This is a genomic window from Alcaligenes sp. CHO6 (assembly GCF_037120595.1).
GTDB lineage: Bacteria > Pseudomonadota > Gammaproteobacteria > Burkholderiales > Burkholderiaceae_B > Alcaligenes > Alcaligenes ammonioxydans.
The window spans coordinates 273,027-287,715 of sequence record NZ_JBANCI010000001.1 but is presented as its reverse complement, the minus strand read 5'-3'; the positions used below and the strand labels follow the sequence as shown (position 1 = coordinate 287,715).

The 14,689-nt window shown below is 56.5% G+C and carries 17 protein-coding genes; 3 read left to right on the top strand and 14 right to left on the bottom strand.

The window, feature by feature from the left end:
* Positions 1-47: 47 nt before the first annotated feature.
* The 12 genes from V6936_RS01305 to V6936_RS01250 all read right to left on the bottom strand — a co-directional run bounded on the left by V6936_RS01305 (position 48) and on the right by V6936_RS01250 (position 10,606).
* On the bottom strand, positions 48-1,553 hold the full coding sequence (locus tag V6936_RS01305; protein WP_003800949.1) for a DegQ family serine endoprotease: 1,506 nt from the start codon (positions 1,551-1,553) through the stop codon (positions 48-50).
* A 24-nt stretch (positions 1,554-1,577) separates the two neighbouring features.
* Entirely contained in the window at positions 1,578-2,603 is a 1,026-nt protein-coding gene (locus V6936_RS01300) for a MucB/RseB C-terminal domain-containing protein (RefSeq protein WP_230406180.1), read from the bottom strand.
* On the bottom strand, positions 2,600-3,097 hold the full coding sequence (locus V6936_RS01295; protein ID WP_003800953.1) for a sigma-E factor negative regulatory protein: 498 nt from the start codon (positions 3,095-3,097) through the stop codon (positions 2,600-2,602). The genes V6936_RS01300 and V6936_RS01295 overlap by 4 nt, the downstream gene beginning before the upstream one ends.
* A 6-nt stretch (positions 3,098-3,103) precedes the next feature.
* Positions 3,104-3,706: an RNA polymerase sigma factor RpoE gene (gene rpoE / locus V6936_RS01290; RefSeq protein WP_003800955.1), complete on the bottom strand. Its 603-nt coding sequence runs from the start codon at positions 3,704-3,706 to the stop codon at positions 3,104-3,106.
* A gap of 462 nt (positions 3,707-4,168) precedes the next feature.
* Positions 4,169-5,401 carry a beta-ketoacyl-ACP synthase II gene (gene fabF, locus V6936_RS01285; RefSeq protein ID WP_003800959.1) on the bottom strand — a complete coding sequence of 411 codons (1,233 nt, stop codon included), beginning with the start codon at positions 5,399-5,401 and terminating at the stop codon, positions 4,169-4,171.
* Between the two features lie 140 nt (positions 5,402-5,541).
* On the bottom strand, positions 5,542-5,781 hold the full coding sequence (acpP, locus tag V6936_RS01280) for an acyl carrier protein (protein ID WP_003800961.1): 240 nt from the start codon (positions 5,779-5,781) through the stop codon (positions 5,542-5,544).
* 184 nt (positions 5,782-5,965) lie between these two features.
* Complete coding sequence (gene fabG / locus V6936_RS01275; RefSeq protein ID WP_003800963.1) at positions 5,966-6,700, bottom strand: 3-oxoacyl-ACP reductase FabG; 735 nt, start codon at positions 6,698-6,700, stop codon at positions 5,966-5,968.
* Between the two features lie 9 nt (positions 6,701-6,709).
* Positions 6,710-7,648, bottom strand: coding sequence for an ACP S-malonyltransferase (gene fabD / locus V6936_RS01270; RefSeq protein ID WP_003800964.1), 939 nt, complete (start codon positions 7,646-7,648; stop codon positions 6,710-6,712).
* 46 nt (positions 7,649-7,694) lie between these two features.
* Positions 7,695-8,672: a beta-ketoacyl-ACP synthase III gene (locus tag V6936_RS01265; protein WP_059318003.1), complete on the bottom strand. Its 978-nt coding sequence runs from the start codon at positions 8,670-8,672 to the stop codon at positions 7,695-7,697.
* A 26-nt stretch (positions 8,673-8,698) separates the two neighbouring features.
* Entirely contained in the window at positions 8,699-9,787 is a 1,089-nt protein-coding gene (plsX, locus tag V6936_RS01260) for a phosphate acyltransferase PlsX (protein WP_003800967.1), read from the bottom strand.
* A gap of 41 nt (positions 9,788-9,828) precedes the next feature.
* Positions 9,829-10,011: a 50S ribosomal protein L32 gene (gene rpmF, locus V6936_RS01255; protein WP_003800968.1), complete on the bottom strand. Its 183-nt coding sequence runs from the start codon at positions 10,009-10,011 to the stop codon at positions 9,829-9,831.
* A 73-nt stretch (positions 10,012-10,084) separates the two neighbouring features.
* Positions 10,085-10,606, bottom strand: a complete 522-nt coding sequence (locus tag V6936_RS01250) for a YceD family protein (protein WP_003800969.1) — start codon at positions 10,604-10,606, stop codon at positions 10,085-10,087.
* A 341-nt stretch (positions 10,607-10,947) separates the two neighbouring features.
* On the opposite strand from V6936_RS01250, the gene V6936_RS01245 reads away from it, so the two are divergent.
* From V6936_RS01245 to V6936_RS01235, 3 genes are read left to right on the top strand one after another with little or no spacing between them, the layout of a single operon-like run.
* Positions 10,948-11,502, top strand: a complete 555-nt coding sequence (locus V6936_RS01245) for a Maf family protein (RefSeq protein WP_240209428.1) — start codon at positions 10,948-10,950, stop codon at positions 11,500-11,502.
* A 12-nt stretch (positions 11,503-11,514) separates the two neighbouring features.
* Positions 11,515-12,237: an SAM-dependent methyltransferase gene (locus V6936_RS01240; protein ID WP_059318004.1), complete on the top strand. Its 723-nt coding sequence runs from the start codon at positions 11,515-11,517 to the stop codon at positions 12,235-12,237.
* 1 nt (position 12,238) lies between these two features.
* Positions 12,239-13,027 (top strand): N-acetylmuramoyl-L-alanine amidase, encoded by a 789-nt coding sequence (locus tag V6936_RS01235; protein ID WP_003800972.1) that lies wholly within the window; start codon positions 12,239-12,241, stop codon positions 13,025-13,027.
* 59 nt (positions 13,028-13,086) lie between these two features.
* On the opposite strand, the gene V6936_RS01230 is transcribed toward V6936_RS01235, so the two are convergent.
* Positions 13,087-13,695, bottom strand: coding sequence for a sulfite oxidase heme-binding subunit YedZ (locus tag V6936_RS01230; RefSeq protein ID WP_131070733.1), 609 nt, complete (start codon positions 13,693-13,695; stop codon positions 13,087-13,089).
* Positions 13,695-14,648, bottom strand: a complete 954-nt coding sequence (msrP, locus tag V6936_RS01225) for a protein-methionine-sulfoxide reductase catalytic subunit MsrP (protein ID WP_336579264.1) — start codon at positions 14,646-14,648, stop codon at positions 13,695-13,697. Before msrP ends, V6936_RS01230 begins: the two co-directional genes overlap by 1 nt.
* Between the last annotated feature and the right edge of the window lie 41 nt (positions 14,649-14,689).

Below are 14,689 nucleotides of genomic sequence, written 5' to 3'. Positions count from 1 at the left end.
GGCCGGAGTCCATCAATCACTACCATTTTAGCCGTTTTAGAAAAATTTTATTTCGATGGCGTAATCAAAATCCATTGCGACTGGCCTGCACGCAAAACCAGCAGGGCTGCTGCTTTGGATTTATCCAAGGAAGCCACCATTTTAGCGTATTGCTCTGGCGTCCCTACGTCTTTATCGTTGACACGCAAAATAAGGTCACCTGGTTGCAGACCGGCCTGGTTGGCAGGAGGGCCCACGTCGACGACCTGAACCGCACTTTCTACCCCCAGGCGCTTCAAATCGGCCTCCGGCACTGCCGTCACTTTCAGACCAAACGCATCGGTGCTGCTGGCAGCCGGCGCGTCTTTCTGATCTTTTCCGGCAGCAACCGGGTTGCCGGAAGGCATTTCCTCGACATTAATCTTGACGGTCTGCAGTTTGCCCTTGCGCCAGATTTCCAGCGTGGAGCTCTGGCCTGGCTTGGTGCTGCCCACAATACGTGGCAGATCCGTCATTTGGTCAATGCTGCGGCCATTGAATTTCAGGATGACGTCACCGGACTGGATGCCAGCCTTGGCGGCCGGACCACCCTCTTCCACGCTGCTGACCAAGGCGCCCTTGCTGTCTTTCAGGCCCAGCGCAGTGGCCACATCATCAGCCACCGGCGTGATCTGTACACCGATGCGACCGCGCGTTACCTTGCCGTCCGTCTTGAGCTGCTCGACCACGTTCATGGCTTCGTCGATCGGGATGGCCAGGGAAATACCCATAAAGCCGCCACTGCGCGAGATGATCTGCGAGTTCACACCCACAACCTCACCGTTCAGATTGATCAGCGGCCCACCCGAGTTACCGGGGTTGACGGCTACGTCGGTCTGAATGAAAGGCAGGTAGTCCCCTGTCTCACGATTGATGGCGCTGACAATGCCGGCAGTGACCGTGGACTCCAGGCCAAAAGGCGACCCAATGGCCAGAACCCATTGCCCTTTCTTGAGTTGCTTGGAATCGCCAATCACCATGGGTTTCAGATCTTTGGCCTCAATCTTGATCAAAGCCACATCCGTACGTTCGTCCGTACCGATGATCTTGGCCGGGTATTCCTTGCCATTGCTCAGGGTGACAAAAATGCCGTTGGAATCTGCCACCACATGATTATTGGTCAGGATGTAGCCGTCAGCTGAAATGATAAAACCCGAGCCGACGCCACGCGGTACGGTGCGCTCTTGAGCTTGTGGAGCGTTATTGCCGCCATGAGGACGCTGGGGCGTCATGCCAGGAGGCATGAAGTCAGGTCCGAAGAACCAACGGAACATATCGTACGGGTCTGAGCCGGGGCCCATGGCCGGTGACCGTACCTGCACTGCCTCTGTAGTGCGGATGTTGACTACCCCATCCTCGGTTTTGGCAACGATTCCCGTGAAATCAGGCAGACCGAGCGTTGTGCTCTGGACCTGCTCACTTGTCGTGACAGCTTGGGCCTGCGCGTAAGCCATGGGCGCACCCGCTGCCAGTATCACGGCAGCTGTCAAAGCCGAGAGAACAGGAATACGCATTTTTTTACTCGATTTTTCCATTCAAATACTCCTGGTGGACGATAGTCAATGTGTCCGGGATAGTGGGGTGAACTGTGTGCCTTCAAGCAAAGCGCGCAGTGTCTGTACGGGAACTGCTCCCGTACTGGTCAAAACATAATCGTTGATACGACTGCGGTACATATTCATGGAACCACGATGGAAAGCTCCCAGACTGTTTTCCTCGGCCTCGGGGGTTCCAACCCGCTCCAGAAATACAGAAATGGCAGCCAGGCCATCAGACATCATCAAGTGCGTTACCTGGCGCCCAGCGCGCATAGGCCGGAGCATTTCGGAACGCAGGGTGAAACCGGCAGGCAAAGCGAACTGCCAACCCTGCTCACCTATATCAATCTTGCGCACCTCGGGTTCGACCACCTCCCACTTGCTGGGGTTCCAGCTGGTGCGCAACTCCTGCAAATCCACCTGTTCGCCAAAAGCGACCGAGGCAAAGGCAATCTGGTCTACTACCTCTTGTTGTGGGTCCAGAGTCTGCATTTTCAACAGCAAATGATGATCGACATCCGCACACACCCGATAACCATAGCGTTTGTCATCCTTGGGCACCAGCTCGATCAGCTCACAAGGACGGCCCGCAACACGTTCGCGCGATGGCAAACGACGCATATCGTAAAAATTGGGCAGCTGACTGACGTCGCCGACCAGAAAACTAGGAAAACGCTCGTTTTCACGGCGCTCGATCACCACCATCTTCTTTTCGGGAATCAGGCATTGCGTGACTTCGTTCTGGCGTAAAAACTCGCGCGGTTCGCCGTCCAGAATTTCCAGGCGCTCACGTTCACCTGTACCGTCAATGATATGCACCAGTTTCATGGACTGGCTGGACTGACCCTGGGTATACATAATGACACCCGAATAATCCAGATCGCGCGCCGCCTTATGCACCTTCTGCAGCCAGGGCAAATCAAGGGGCTCGAGCCCCTTGGCCTCTTGAGCCAGCACGGGGGTACACAGCATCGCCAGAGAAAAGGCCAGCAAACCCTTGTAGAAGCGCGCCCGGCTCACCGGTGACGGCATGCGTACAGACCTCATTGACCCAAGGCTCCACTTTCAAAGGAAACATGGCGTACCGGACCGGTACCAACAAAATCGCGGTGCAAATCCGCGTAATCATTCCAGAGCTGATCGTCCTGAGCGCTGGCTACCAGAGTAGCCGGACCAGACGTGCCCCCCATATAAGGCAAGCCCACCCACAAGGCAGCCGCCACAGCAGCCACCACCGCCAGGCCGCTGACGCCGTAGCGTTGCACCAAGGGCCGCTTCATGGCGTTGGGCGCGAGCACTGTGGGCTCTTCATCAATCGCTTTGGACAGACGTGCGTAAAAGCGATCCGACGTACGGATCGCCAGCGCCTCCGTGCGCATGACATCACCGATCAAATGATAGGTATCCCAGACTTGACGCCCGTACGGGGAGTCCAGTTCCTCGGGGCGTATTTCAGCCTCACCATCCACCCAGGAAGACACGGCGGCCTCCCAGGCATTGAGTTGATCGTCATCGGAATGGGATTTCAGGGCTTGCATCATCAATCCTTACCACCGTCGTTCACTATCTTCACCATCGAGTATGGGACGCAACTGCGCGGCAATGGCGTCTCGGGCTCGAAAGATGCGTGAACGTACAGTTCCTATAGGGCAGTCCATGGTCTGAGCAATATCTTCATAGCTCATCCCTTCTATTTCACGTAGCACAATCGCGGTCCGTAACTCTTCGGGCAGTGCCTGAATTGCTGTATTTACCGTTTCAGCAATCTGGCGGCTGACCATCATGGATTCCGGTGTGCTTATATCGCTTAGGTTGTCAATTCGGTCAAAAGTTTCACCTTCTTCGGTTTCGACGTTCTGTAACGTGTTGGGACGTCGCGCGGCCGAGGCCTGCCAATTACGAGCCGTGTTGATCGCAATGCGATACAGCCAGGTGTAAAAAGCGCTCTCGCCCCGAAACTGGGGGAGAGCCCGATAGGCTTTGATGAAAGTTTCCTGAGCCACGTCCTCGATTTCAGACGGGTCACGGACCATGCGACTGAGCAGACGCATGATCTTGCGCTGATACTTGAGTACCAGCAGGTCAAAGGCTCGCTTGTCCCCACGCTGAACACGTGCAACCAGTTCGGCATCGGTATCGCGTTCACTCATTAAGAATCCTTATTCTGAGCACGGACATGATGGGACAGCCGCTTGGCACAAAGACACAATGCCCACCAGGCCTGTGGGGGCTGAGCACTGCGCCATACGGTAACGGTGCGACAGCCCTTGCCAGGTGGAACACTGCGCAAACGCAAAGTCATAAACCAGGCAGAGCACCAGAGTTGCTCGACTTGGACACGCTGTTCCACAGCCTTAGCGTCTTGCAAGGAGTATAGCCCTGCATGATGCGCTAGTGTAGCGCGCTGACTCCATACCGGACGATAGCAAGCATACAGAAAATAAGCCCACAAAGCACTTGCCAGCAGGGCTACAATCCAGGGCACTTGCCAGCTATGCATCGTCCAGGCCAGAGCGGATGCAAGGACCGCATAGACAAAAGCGCCCAGTCGGCGCACCAGAGCCGGAGCTCCGATCGACCAGGACTGGGCGTGACGAGTGGGGCAGTCTGACTTAACGAAGACGACGAACCACCATCGAACCGTTCGTGCCACCAAATCCAAAGGAGTTGGACAAGGCCACATCAATCTTCATATCACGAGCCTGATTGGCGCAGTAATCCAGATCGCATGCCGGATCCTGATTGAAGATATTGATGGTTGGAGGCGAGATCTGGTTGTACACCGCCAACGTAGTGAATACCGCTTCAATGCCACCAGCTGCACCCAGCAGGTGACCTGTCATGGATTTGGTGGAGTTGACCACCAGCTTGTAGGCGTGATCGCCAAAAGCCAGCTTCAATGCCTCGGACTCGTTCACGTCACCCAGCGGCGTAGAAGTGCCATGAGCATTGACGTACTGAACCTCATCCGGGTTGATGCCACCGTTGCGCAAGGCATTCATCACGCCACGACGTGGACCGTCACGGTCCGGCGAGGTGATGTGGTGAGCATCCGAGCTCATGCCGTAGCCGGCGAACTCACCATAAATGCGGGCGCCACGCTTTTTGGCATGTTCGTACTCTTCCAGCACCAGAACACCCGCGCCTTCACCCAGCACGAAGCCATCACGGTCCATATCCCAGGGGCGCGATGCCGTCTGCGGATCGTCATTGCGGGTAGACAAGGCACGCATGGCCGCAAAACCGCCGATGCCCAGTGGCGAAACGGTAGATTCCGCGCCGCCGGCAATCATCACGTCGGCATCGCCATACTCGATCAGACGAGCGGCGTCACCAATGGAGTGCAGGCCGGTTGTACATGCAGACACCACTGCATAGCTGGGACCTTTCAGACCCAGGCCAATCGACAACTGACCAGACACCAGGTTGACCAGGGAGCCAGGTACAAAGAACGGGGAAATCCGACGCGGCCCCCGTTCCAGATAATCTTTTTGGGTTTCTTCGATACGGGGCAAACCACCAATCCCCGACCCTACAATGACGCCCACACGCTCAGCATCGATGCTGTTGATATCCAGGCCGCAATCTTTCCAGGCTTGCATCCCTGCTACCACGCCGTAATGGATAAAGGTATCCATCTGCTTGGCTTCTTTGGACGAAATATAAGGTGTTAAATCAAAATCCTTGACCTCACCCGCTATCTGGGCGCTAAGGGCCGAAGGATCGAAACGGGTAATACGCCCGATGCCCGAACGCCCATTGACGATGTTATCCCACGCGGTAGGAATATCGTTGCCGACCGGGGAAACAATACCCAGCCCGGTAATGACGACACGTCGCTTCACGGATGACTCCTAAACACAAAAAAAGCGGTTTAAAGGGAATAACTGCGTCTTGCAAGCTAAAGCCGCCGGGCACAAGCTATTCTCTGGAAACCGCTCTGGAGCGAGGGCGTGCACGATGCCGCCCACCCTCTTAATTGAACTTACTGCTTGCTGTGAGAATTGATGTAGTCCACAGCTTGCTGGACCGTCGTGATTTTCTCAGCTTCTTCGTCTGGTATTTCGGTTTCGAATTCGTCTTCGAGCGCCATCACGAGCTCGACCATGTCGAGCGAGTCGGCACCGAGGTCGTCGAGAAAAGAAGATTCGTTTTTGATCTCGGCTTCGTTAACGCCAAGTTGTTCAGCGACGATCTTCTTGACGCGCTGTTCGATGCTTTCCATGCAGATTCTCCAAGTTGGGAAAAATTCCCGCAAATTATAGCCAATCCATACTATTAAGAGGGATAAGCTATGACAAAAAACGGCGTTCTTGTATGAGGCCCAACGTTATTCTTACAACGCCGGCTCAAGCAATAGGCCCCAAATAATCCCGCAATTTTACCTCAGCCGGGCACGATGCCAAGCCTTACATATGCATACCACCATTGACGTGGATGGTACTGCCCGTAATATATTGCGCTTGCGACCCGGCCAGGAAGGCGACTGCGTTAGCAATATCTTCCGCAGCGCCCAGTCGTCCCAGAGGGATTTGCGACAAAATGGCCGCCGACTGCTCAGGGGTCAAAGAGCGTGTCATGTCCGTATCGATAAAGCCCGGAGCGACGCAATTAACTGTAATGTTACGGCTACCAAGCTCGCGCGCCAAGGCGCGGCTCATGCCGGCCACGCCCGCTTTGGCGGCGGCGTAGTTGGCCTGCCCGGGATTGCCGCTCTCGCCCACCACCGACGTGATGCTGATAATGCGGCCCCAACGGGCTTTCATCATGGGGCGAATAACCGCCCGCGACAGGCGAAACACGGCACTCAGATTGGTCTGAATAACAGCGTCCCAGTCTTCATCTTTCAGACGCATGGCCAGATTGTCACGCGTAATGCCCGCATTATTAACCAGAATGTGCGGACCGCCGTCTTCTTTGCTCAAGGCCGAGACCAGCGCTTCGCAGGCCGCTGCATCATCAACGTTCAAGACATGGCCGTAGCTGCCATTCTGGTCGAGCACCGCGGAAATCGCCTGTGCGCCCGCCTCAGACGTGGCCGTACCCACGACCTTGGCGCCGCGTGCCATTAATGCTTTGGCAATCGCCTGACCAATACCACGCGATGCGCCGGTTACCAGGGCGGTCTTGCCGCTAAGATCCATTTCTTGCATTTATGCTCCCTCCAGGGCTTCCAAAGTGGCCTGCAAGGACGCAGGGTCGCTGATCGACAAGGCAACAAGATCACGATCAATGCGTTTGACCAGACCTGTCAGCACTTTGCCCGGACCACACTCGACCACATGGGTGACACCCTGGGCCTTCATGGCCTGAATCGTCTCCACCCAGCGCACGGGGTGCCAGGCCTGACGGACCAGTGCATCCTTGATCTGTTCCGGGTCGGTGGGCGCGGCTACGTCCACATTGTTGATCACGGAAATGGCAGGTGTATTCACCTGCACGGAAGCCAGGGCCTGGGCCAGCACCACTGCAGCCGGCTCCAGCAGGCTGGAGTGGAAAGGCGCCGATACGGGCAGCACCAAAGCACGCTTGGCACCGGCTTCTTTAGCCAGGGCACATGCACGATCTACCGCTTCCACATTCCCGGCTATCACAACCTGGGCAGGTGCATTGTAGTTAACAGCCTGAACAATCTGCTGTCCCTCAGAGGCACGAGCACACACATCGCGCACTTGATCGTCATCCAGACCCAGCACGGCAGCCATGGTACCGACACCCACAGGTACGGCAGCTTGCATGGCATCGGCACGGATGCGAACCAGCGGAACAGCTTGTTCCAGGCTCAGAGCACCGGCCGCAGTCAGGGCCGAGTATTCACCCAGGCTATGACCGGCCATCACGGCAGGAGCGGGGCCACCAGCCTGAATCCAGGCTTGGTACATGGCCACGGCGCTAGCCAGCATGACAGGTTGAGTATTGGTAGTCAGGTTCAGAGCCTCGGCAGGCCCTTGTGCCATCAGCTGAGCCAGGTCCTGGCCCAGCGCCTGGCTGGCTTGTGCAATGGCTTGCTGTACGACAGCCGACTCGGACCAGGCATCGAGCATGCCAACGGACTGCGAGCCTTGTCCTGGAAAGACAAACGCAATTTTCATGGAAGAAAAACCCAAAGAGATGAGGCGGTAATCCGGATCGCGCTACTTAGCAGCGGACCAGCACCGAACCCCAGGTAAAGCCGCCACCCACGCCTTGCAACAAGGCCAGATCACCGGCACGGATACGACCATCCCGGCGAGCGGCATTCAGGGCCAAAGGCACACTGGCTGCCGAGGTGTTGGCATGTTGATCAACCGTGATAACCACCTTCTCGGAGGGGATACCCAGCTTACGACCCAGAAAATTGATGATGCGAACGTTGGCCTGATGCGGAACCAGCCAATCGATATCAGCCAGGGAAACACCTGCCTGTTCGCAAACTTGATTGGCCGAGGCGGCCAGAGAGGTGACAGCCAGCTTGAACACAGCCTGACCATCCATGCGCAGGAAGGGATCGCCCACCACCTGGCCATGCGAGACATTGCCTGCCGCGCACAAAATACCCATTTGGCTGCCATCAGCATTGAGTTGGGCGGCCAAAATACCGGGCTCATCACTGGCTTGCAGAACCACCGCCCCCGCCCCGTCACCAAACAGGACACAGGTGGCGCGGTCGTCCCAATCCAGAATGCTGGAGAACACTTCGGCGCCGATAACCAGCGCATTGCGTGCACGGCCAGCCTTAATCATGGCATCCGCCGTGGTCAAGGCATACACAAAGCCGCTGCACACTGCCTGTACGTCGTACGCGGCAGCGCCTTTATTACCCAGTTCGGCCTGCACAAGGCAGGCGGTGCTGGGAAAAACATAATCGGGGGTGGAGGTTGCCACCACGATCAGGTCCAGATCCTGGGCAGCCAGACCGGCATCTTCCAGCGCCTGACGTGCAGCCTGAGTCGCCAACTGACTGGTGCGAACACCGGGATCGGCAAGATGACGCTGGTGAATACCGGTACGCTCAACAATCCACTGATCGGAGGTTTCGATACCTTTTTGAGCCAGCTCAGCAGCCAGATCATCGTTAGACACAATCCGAGGAGGCAGGTAGCCGCCTGTACCGATAATCTTGGCAAATATCGTCATAATTAGGTTCCCGATCAAGCCCGTTCTTATGAGGACGAGGGCTCTGAAGTATGGCGTGTATCTGGTTCGCCGCTTTGCTCTTCATGCAGGCTGACGCTTTGCATGATGCGCTCGACTGCCTGGCTGGTGCCGCTGAGCAGACCATTGAGCACCGCACCGCGGGCTCGCTGCAAAGCATAACCGAAAGCGTAGGCATCGGCAGAACCATGACTCTTGATAACAATACCGCGTAAACCCAAAAGGGCCGCACCGTTATGTCGGCGATTATCCACCCTGTCGCGGAAACGATTCAAGACTGGACGAGCCAGCAAGGCGGATAATTTGCTCAAGGGGTCACGGGTAAATTCGTCGCGCAGCATACTGCCGACCATCTTGGCCAGCCCCTCAATGGACTTGAGGACCACATTGCCCACGAAACCGTCGCACACGACCACGTTGACGGTACCTTTGCAGATATCGTCACCTTCCACGTTGCCGTAAAAATTCAGTCCGCTGGAGCGCAACAACTCCGCCGCCTTCTTGACGACTTCGTTGCCTTTGATGACCTCTTCCCCAATATTGAGCAAGCCCACGGTGGGACGCTCATGGCGATCCACGATGCTGGCCAGGGCAGAGCCCATGATGGCGAACTGCAGCAGGTGTTGTGCGGAACAATCCACATTGGCACCCAGATCCAGCATGATCGTGGCCCCGCCCTTCTGGTTCGGAATGGACGTGGCAATGGCTGGGCGATCAATCCCATCCAGAGTTTTGAGTACGTAGCGCGAAATTGCCATCCATGCGCCGGTGTTGCCCGCGGAAATGCAGGCATCAGCTATCCCGTCCTTGACGGACTGGGCAGCCACACGCATGGAGGAGTCTTTTTTGCGGCGCAAGGCCACCTCAACCGAATCGGCCATGGTGACAACTTCGGATGCGGGAAGAATGTCGTACCAGGAGGTATCGACATTACCTTGCGCACGCAATGTTTGCTCGATGGCCTGAGGCTCGCCAACCAATAAGCAGTGCACATCCGGATAGCGCTTGGCAAAAAGAAGCGCTGCAGGGACAGTGACGGATAAACCGATATCGCCGCCCATGCAATCGATGGCAATACGTATTTTTTTGTTAGACATCAAGCATGCAACCTATGTTGCTTGCAACGACAAAGAGACTATTACTCGTCGTTCTTTGTTTTCAGCACTTTACGGCCACGATAGATGCCGTTGGGGCTGATGTGGTGACGCAGGTGCAATTCACCGGTCGTAGGCTCGATAGCCGTCGAAGGACCAGTAAGCGCGTCGTGCGAACGACGCATGTTACGCCGGGACGGGCTCTTTTTATTCTGCTGAACAGCCATGATGACTCCTGTAGATGGACAACCCCGAATAAATGGGTGCAGCCTGAAAAAATTAATGAATTAGTAACAACAATCAAGACTTCTTGAGCGAACCCAATACAGCAAACGGTGACGGCCGCTCAAAGGCGGACTCGTCCAGGTCGTCCGATTTAGCTTCCATGGACAGGGACTGAGCCTCGGGACAAACCTCATGGCGCGGCACATAGGGCACGCTGAGAATCAGTTCATCCTCGACCAAGCCCAAGACATCCAGGTGGCCTTCGCACAAGATGCGATCAGGACCTTCGGCATCGTCATCATCCAGCTCAAGCTCGGCCTCGCTTGCCACAATCTGTACTTCGTTAGAAATATCGATGGGCCACTCGAAGGGCTTTACACAGCGCTGGCATTCCAGAATGACACTGCCTTTGGCCTGCACATGCACAAAACGGCGCCGGACAGAATCTTCCCGACCCGACACGCTCCAGTCAATGCGCAAATCGCCTTGATCGGGCAAATCGGACACCAGACGAGACAAATCTTCCACCCGCACCTGGCCCGCCATTTCCTGGGGAGCGCGAGCAAGGTTCAAAGTGTCGATATACAGTGTCGTCATAAGTATGCTCAGGGCATCAAACCGCGGCTTAACCAAGATTTGGATACCGCGTATTTGCTTTGCTTGTTTGCTGCTTGTTTACGGCTTATGTGCATTACGTGCATTTACTGCTTTGGTATCGCCTAAAGCTCTACCATTTTTTCTTGCACTGCTTTTTCCTGCCCTTCGTTATTCAAGCCTGTAAAACATGACCCACTTATCGCCAAGCCCGCCCACAGCCATTTCAATAACGAAGAAAACATTAGATAATACCGTGCTAAACACAAGGCAGTCAAACCAAAGCACAGCTAAAACACACCATGCGTCTCATCCTTGCATCAAGCTCAGTCTATCGCCGCGCTATGTTAGCGCGTTTGGGCCTGCCTTTCACCTGTCAGTCCCCGGACATTGATGAAACCCCCTTGCCCGGAGAAGATCCGGCTGCGCTCAGCCTGCGTCTGGCACGGGAAAAAGCCGCCCGGGTCAGCCAGCTCAACCCGGGTGCGCTGGTTATTGGCTCCGATCAGGTCGCTACGTCCGGCAAAGATGCCATTGGCAAGCCCGGCGACCATGCTGGCGCGCAAAAGCAGCTACGACGGTTGAGTGGCCAGAACATCGATTTCCATAGTGCCTTGTGCGTCACAGACGGCAAAGAATTTCTCTGCCGCGATATTGTTACCAATTGTCGCTTTCGCGCCTTGAACGATGAGGAGATCGAGTATTACCTGCAACAAGAAAAACCCTATGACACTGCCGGCAGCGCCAAAGCGGAAGGGCTGGGAATTGGCCTGATGGAATCGATGCGTTCCGATGACCCCACCGCTATTATTGGCCTGCCCCTGATCGAGCTGTGTACCTTGCTGCGCCACTTTGGTCTGAACCCCTTGCTCCCCCACCCTTTCCCCCTTTCCGATTAGGACTGCCCCCTCATGCCCCAAGTCGCCCCTCTGCATCTGATCCCCGTCGGCTTAAGCGAGAGCCCGATCAGTGGCTGGCTGCCTGCCGATGTCAAGGCGCTGACGCGCGAGCTGACCGTCTTTATTGCTGAGAACGCCAAAACTGCCCGCGCTTTCTTGAAGCTGGTCGAGCCCGCCGTGCCCCTGCAGGAAATCACGATCCACACCCTGGACAAGCGGGGCAACAAGCCAGGCGAAATGCGCGAATGGCTGAAACCAGCCCTGCAGGGCCAGGCCATCGGTCTGGTTTCGGAAGCCGGATGCCCCGCGGTGGCCGACCCCGGCGCGCTGGTGGTGGCCATGGCCCACGAGATGAAAATCCCTGTGCGTCCGCATGTCGGCCCCTCCTCCATTCTGCTCAGCCTGATGGCCAGCGGCCTGGACGGCCAGCAGTTTGTCTTTCACGGCTACGCGCCCGTCGATAGCAGCGCACGGGCCAAGCAGCTCAAGCAATGGGAAAGCCAGTCCCAAAGCCTGAAACAAACGCAGATCCTGATCGAAACACCCTATCGCAACCAGGCCATGTACAGCACCTTGCTGCAGTCCTTGAAACCCACAACGCGTTTATGCCTGGCTCGTGACTTGACCGGCTCACGTGAGCTGATCCAGACCGCCACGATAGAGCAGTGGCGTGAGCGTCAGCCGCCTGCGCTGGACAAAACCCCCTGCATCTTCCTGTTCCTGGCGGGCCGTTGACATGAGAGCCCTCTCTCGCGCCCTGCGCATCGGCGTAATCAGTCTGACTGCGTTGCTGGCTGCCTGTGGCAGCAGCGGCCCTTTTAAATTCGACGACAGCTACAGCGCTCAGGGTCAGAACAGTCGTGTTCGCTATCTGGTCCTGCATTACACGGCAGGCGATCACGCCACCTCCCTGAAGGTCCTGACGCAGCGGGATGTCAGCGCCCATTATCTAGTGAGCGACGAACGCCGTCCTACCGTCTACCGTCTGGTTCCCGAAGAGCGGCGCGCCTGGCATGCGGGCGTGGGTTCCTGGTACGGCTTCACAGACCTGAACACCGGCTCGATAGGCATCGAAATCGTCAATATGGGCCGTCTGCCCGACGGCCGTTGGGCGCCCTACACGCGCTCCCAAATCGAGGCTCTGAAGGTACTGATTAAAGATCTGGCCCAACGACATGGCGTCACCCCACGCAATATCATCGGTCACAGTGACGCCGCCCCTCAGCGCAAACTAGACCCGGGCCCTCATTTCCCTTGGAAGGAGCTGGCCCAGGCAGGTATAGGCCGCTGGTACAACGAAGCCCAGGCCCGCGCACTGCAAGCACAGTACGCCACCCGCCCCTTGCCGTCTGCTGCCCAGACCCAGGCCCTGCTGCGCAAGGCAGGTTATGACACCCCGGACAGCGGCGTTTTTGACAAAGCCACGCAGAATGTCATTGCCGCCTTCCAGATGCACTATCGTCCCGCACGCTATGACGGTTTGCTGGACGCAGAGACCGCCGCCATTTTGCAAAGCCTGAACTGATAAAAAAACAGGTAATGAGCACAAAGCCCATTACCTGTTTTTCTGTTGATCTACTTCTTTTACTTCGCAGGCTGATTCAATACAGGCCAACGACGCAAGATCAGCAGCCCCACCAGTATCAGACCGTAGACATACACTTCCACCACGTCATTTTTACCGATCCGAATCAGGTAGAAATGCAAAACGGATAGTGCCGCTGCCAAAAACACCGTCTGATGCAAACGGCCCCAGCCACGACCCAAACGCTTTTGCCAGCCATGGGTGGACGTCAAAGTCAGCAGCAAAAGAATGACGGTAGCGATCAGGCCAATCGCAATCAAGGGCCGCTGCACAATATCCTGCCACATGGACAGCCAATTGCCTGATCGATCCCACCAGGCCCAGGCCAGCGTATGCAAGGCCACATAAAAGAAACTGAACAAGCCCAGCATACGCCGCCAACGCACCAGAGCCGGTTGCGCCAGCAAACGTCGTACCGGGCTTAAGGCAAGCGTCACCAACAGCAGCACCAAGGCCCAGGTTCCACTGGATCGGGTCAGAAACTCGGCTGGATTGGCACTCAGCCCGTTGTTAAAACCAAGCCATACCCAGCGCCCCAACGGAAACAAGCCCAATAGGAACACCAACGGCTTGAGCCTGTCCAACTGCGCGGCTTTCCAGGTCTTCATCAGTAATAACGCCTCAAATCCATATTGGCATACAAACTGGCCACATCCTCGGCATAACCGTTAAAGGGCAACGTCGCTTTCTTGGTGGCAAAAAAACCGGAACCAATCACCCGCTCTGTTGCCTGACTCCATCGCGGGTGAGGAACATCCGGGTTCACATTGGCGTAAAAGCCGTATTCATGCGGCGCAACTTTCATCCAGCTGGACTCGGGCATGGTGTCGGTCAGGGTAATTCGCACCAAGGACTTGGCCGACTTGAAACCATATTTCCACGGCACAATCAGCCGCACCGGCGCCCCGTTCTGTACCGGCAGGCTTTTGCCATACAAGCCGGTCGCCAATAAGGTCAGGGGGTGCATGGCTTCGTCCAATCGCAACGCTTCCACATAGGGCCAGTCCAGAATCCGGGAACGCAGGCCCGGCATGGTTTCCGGCTCCGCTGCCGTTTCAAACCGCACAAAGCGAGCCGACCCCATGGGCGAGGCCTGCTTTAACAGGGCCGACAGGGAATACCCCACCCAGGGCACCACCATGGACCAGGCTTCGACACAGCGCAGGCGATAAATACGCTCTTCCAAAGGAGCCAGCTTCAAGATCTGGCCCATATCCAAAGTCAGCGGTTTGTGCACCAACCCATCAACCTGCACGGTCCAGGGCTCGGTCTTGAACTGACCGGACTGGCGGGAGGGGTCTTCCTTGCCCGTGCCAAATTCATAGAAATTATTGTACGTGGTGACATCGGCCTCGCTGGTGGGCGTTTCATCCAACTTCCAGCGTTGGGAAGGGTTAAACGACAAGGCCTGCCCCACAGGGACAGCCTGGGCCAGCCCGGGCAAACCGGCAGCCAGGGCCAAAGCACCCGGCGCCTGCAAAAACAAGCGACGTCGAGCCCGCCACACCGATTCATCTGTAATTTCAGAGGGCTGTATGGGCTGCGAGCGTGATTTGAACATTTCCATCTCCTGAAACTATCGGGCAAGATGGCTTTCACACC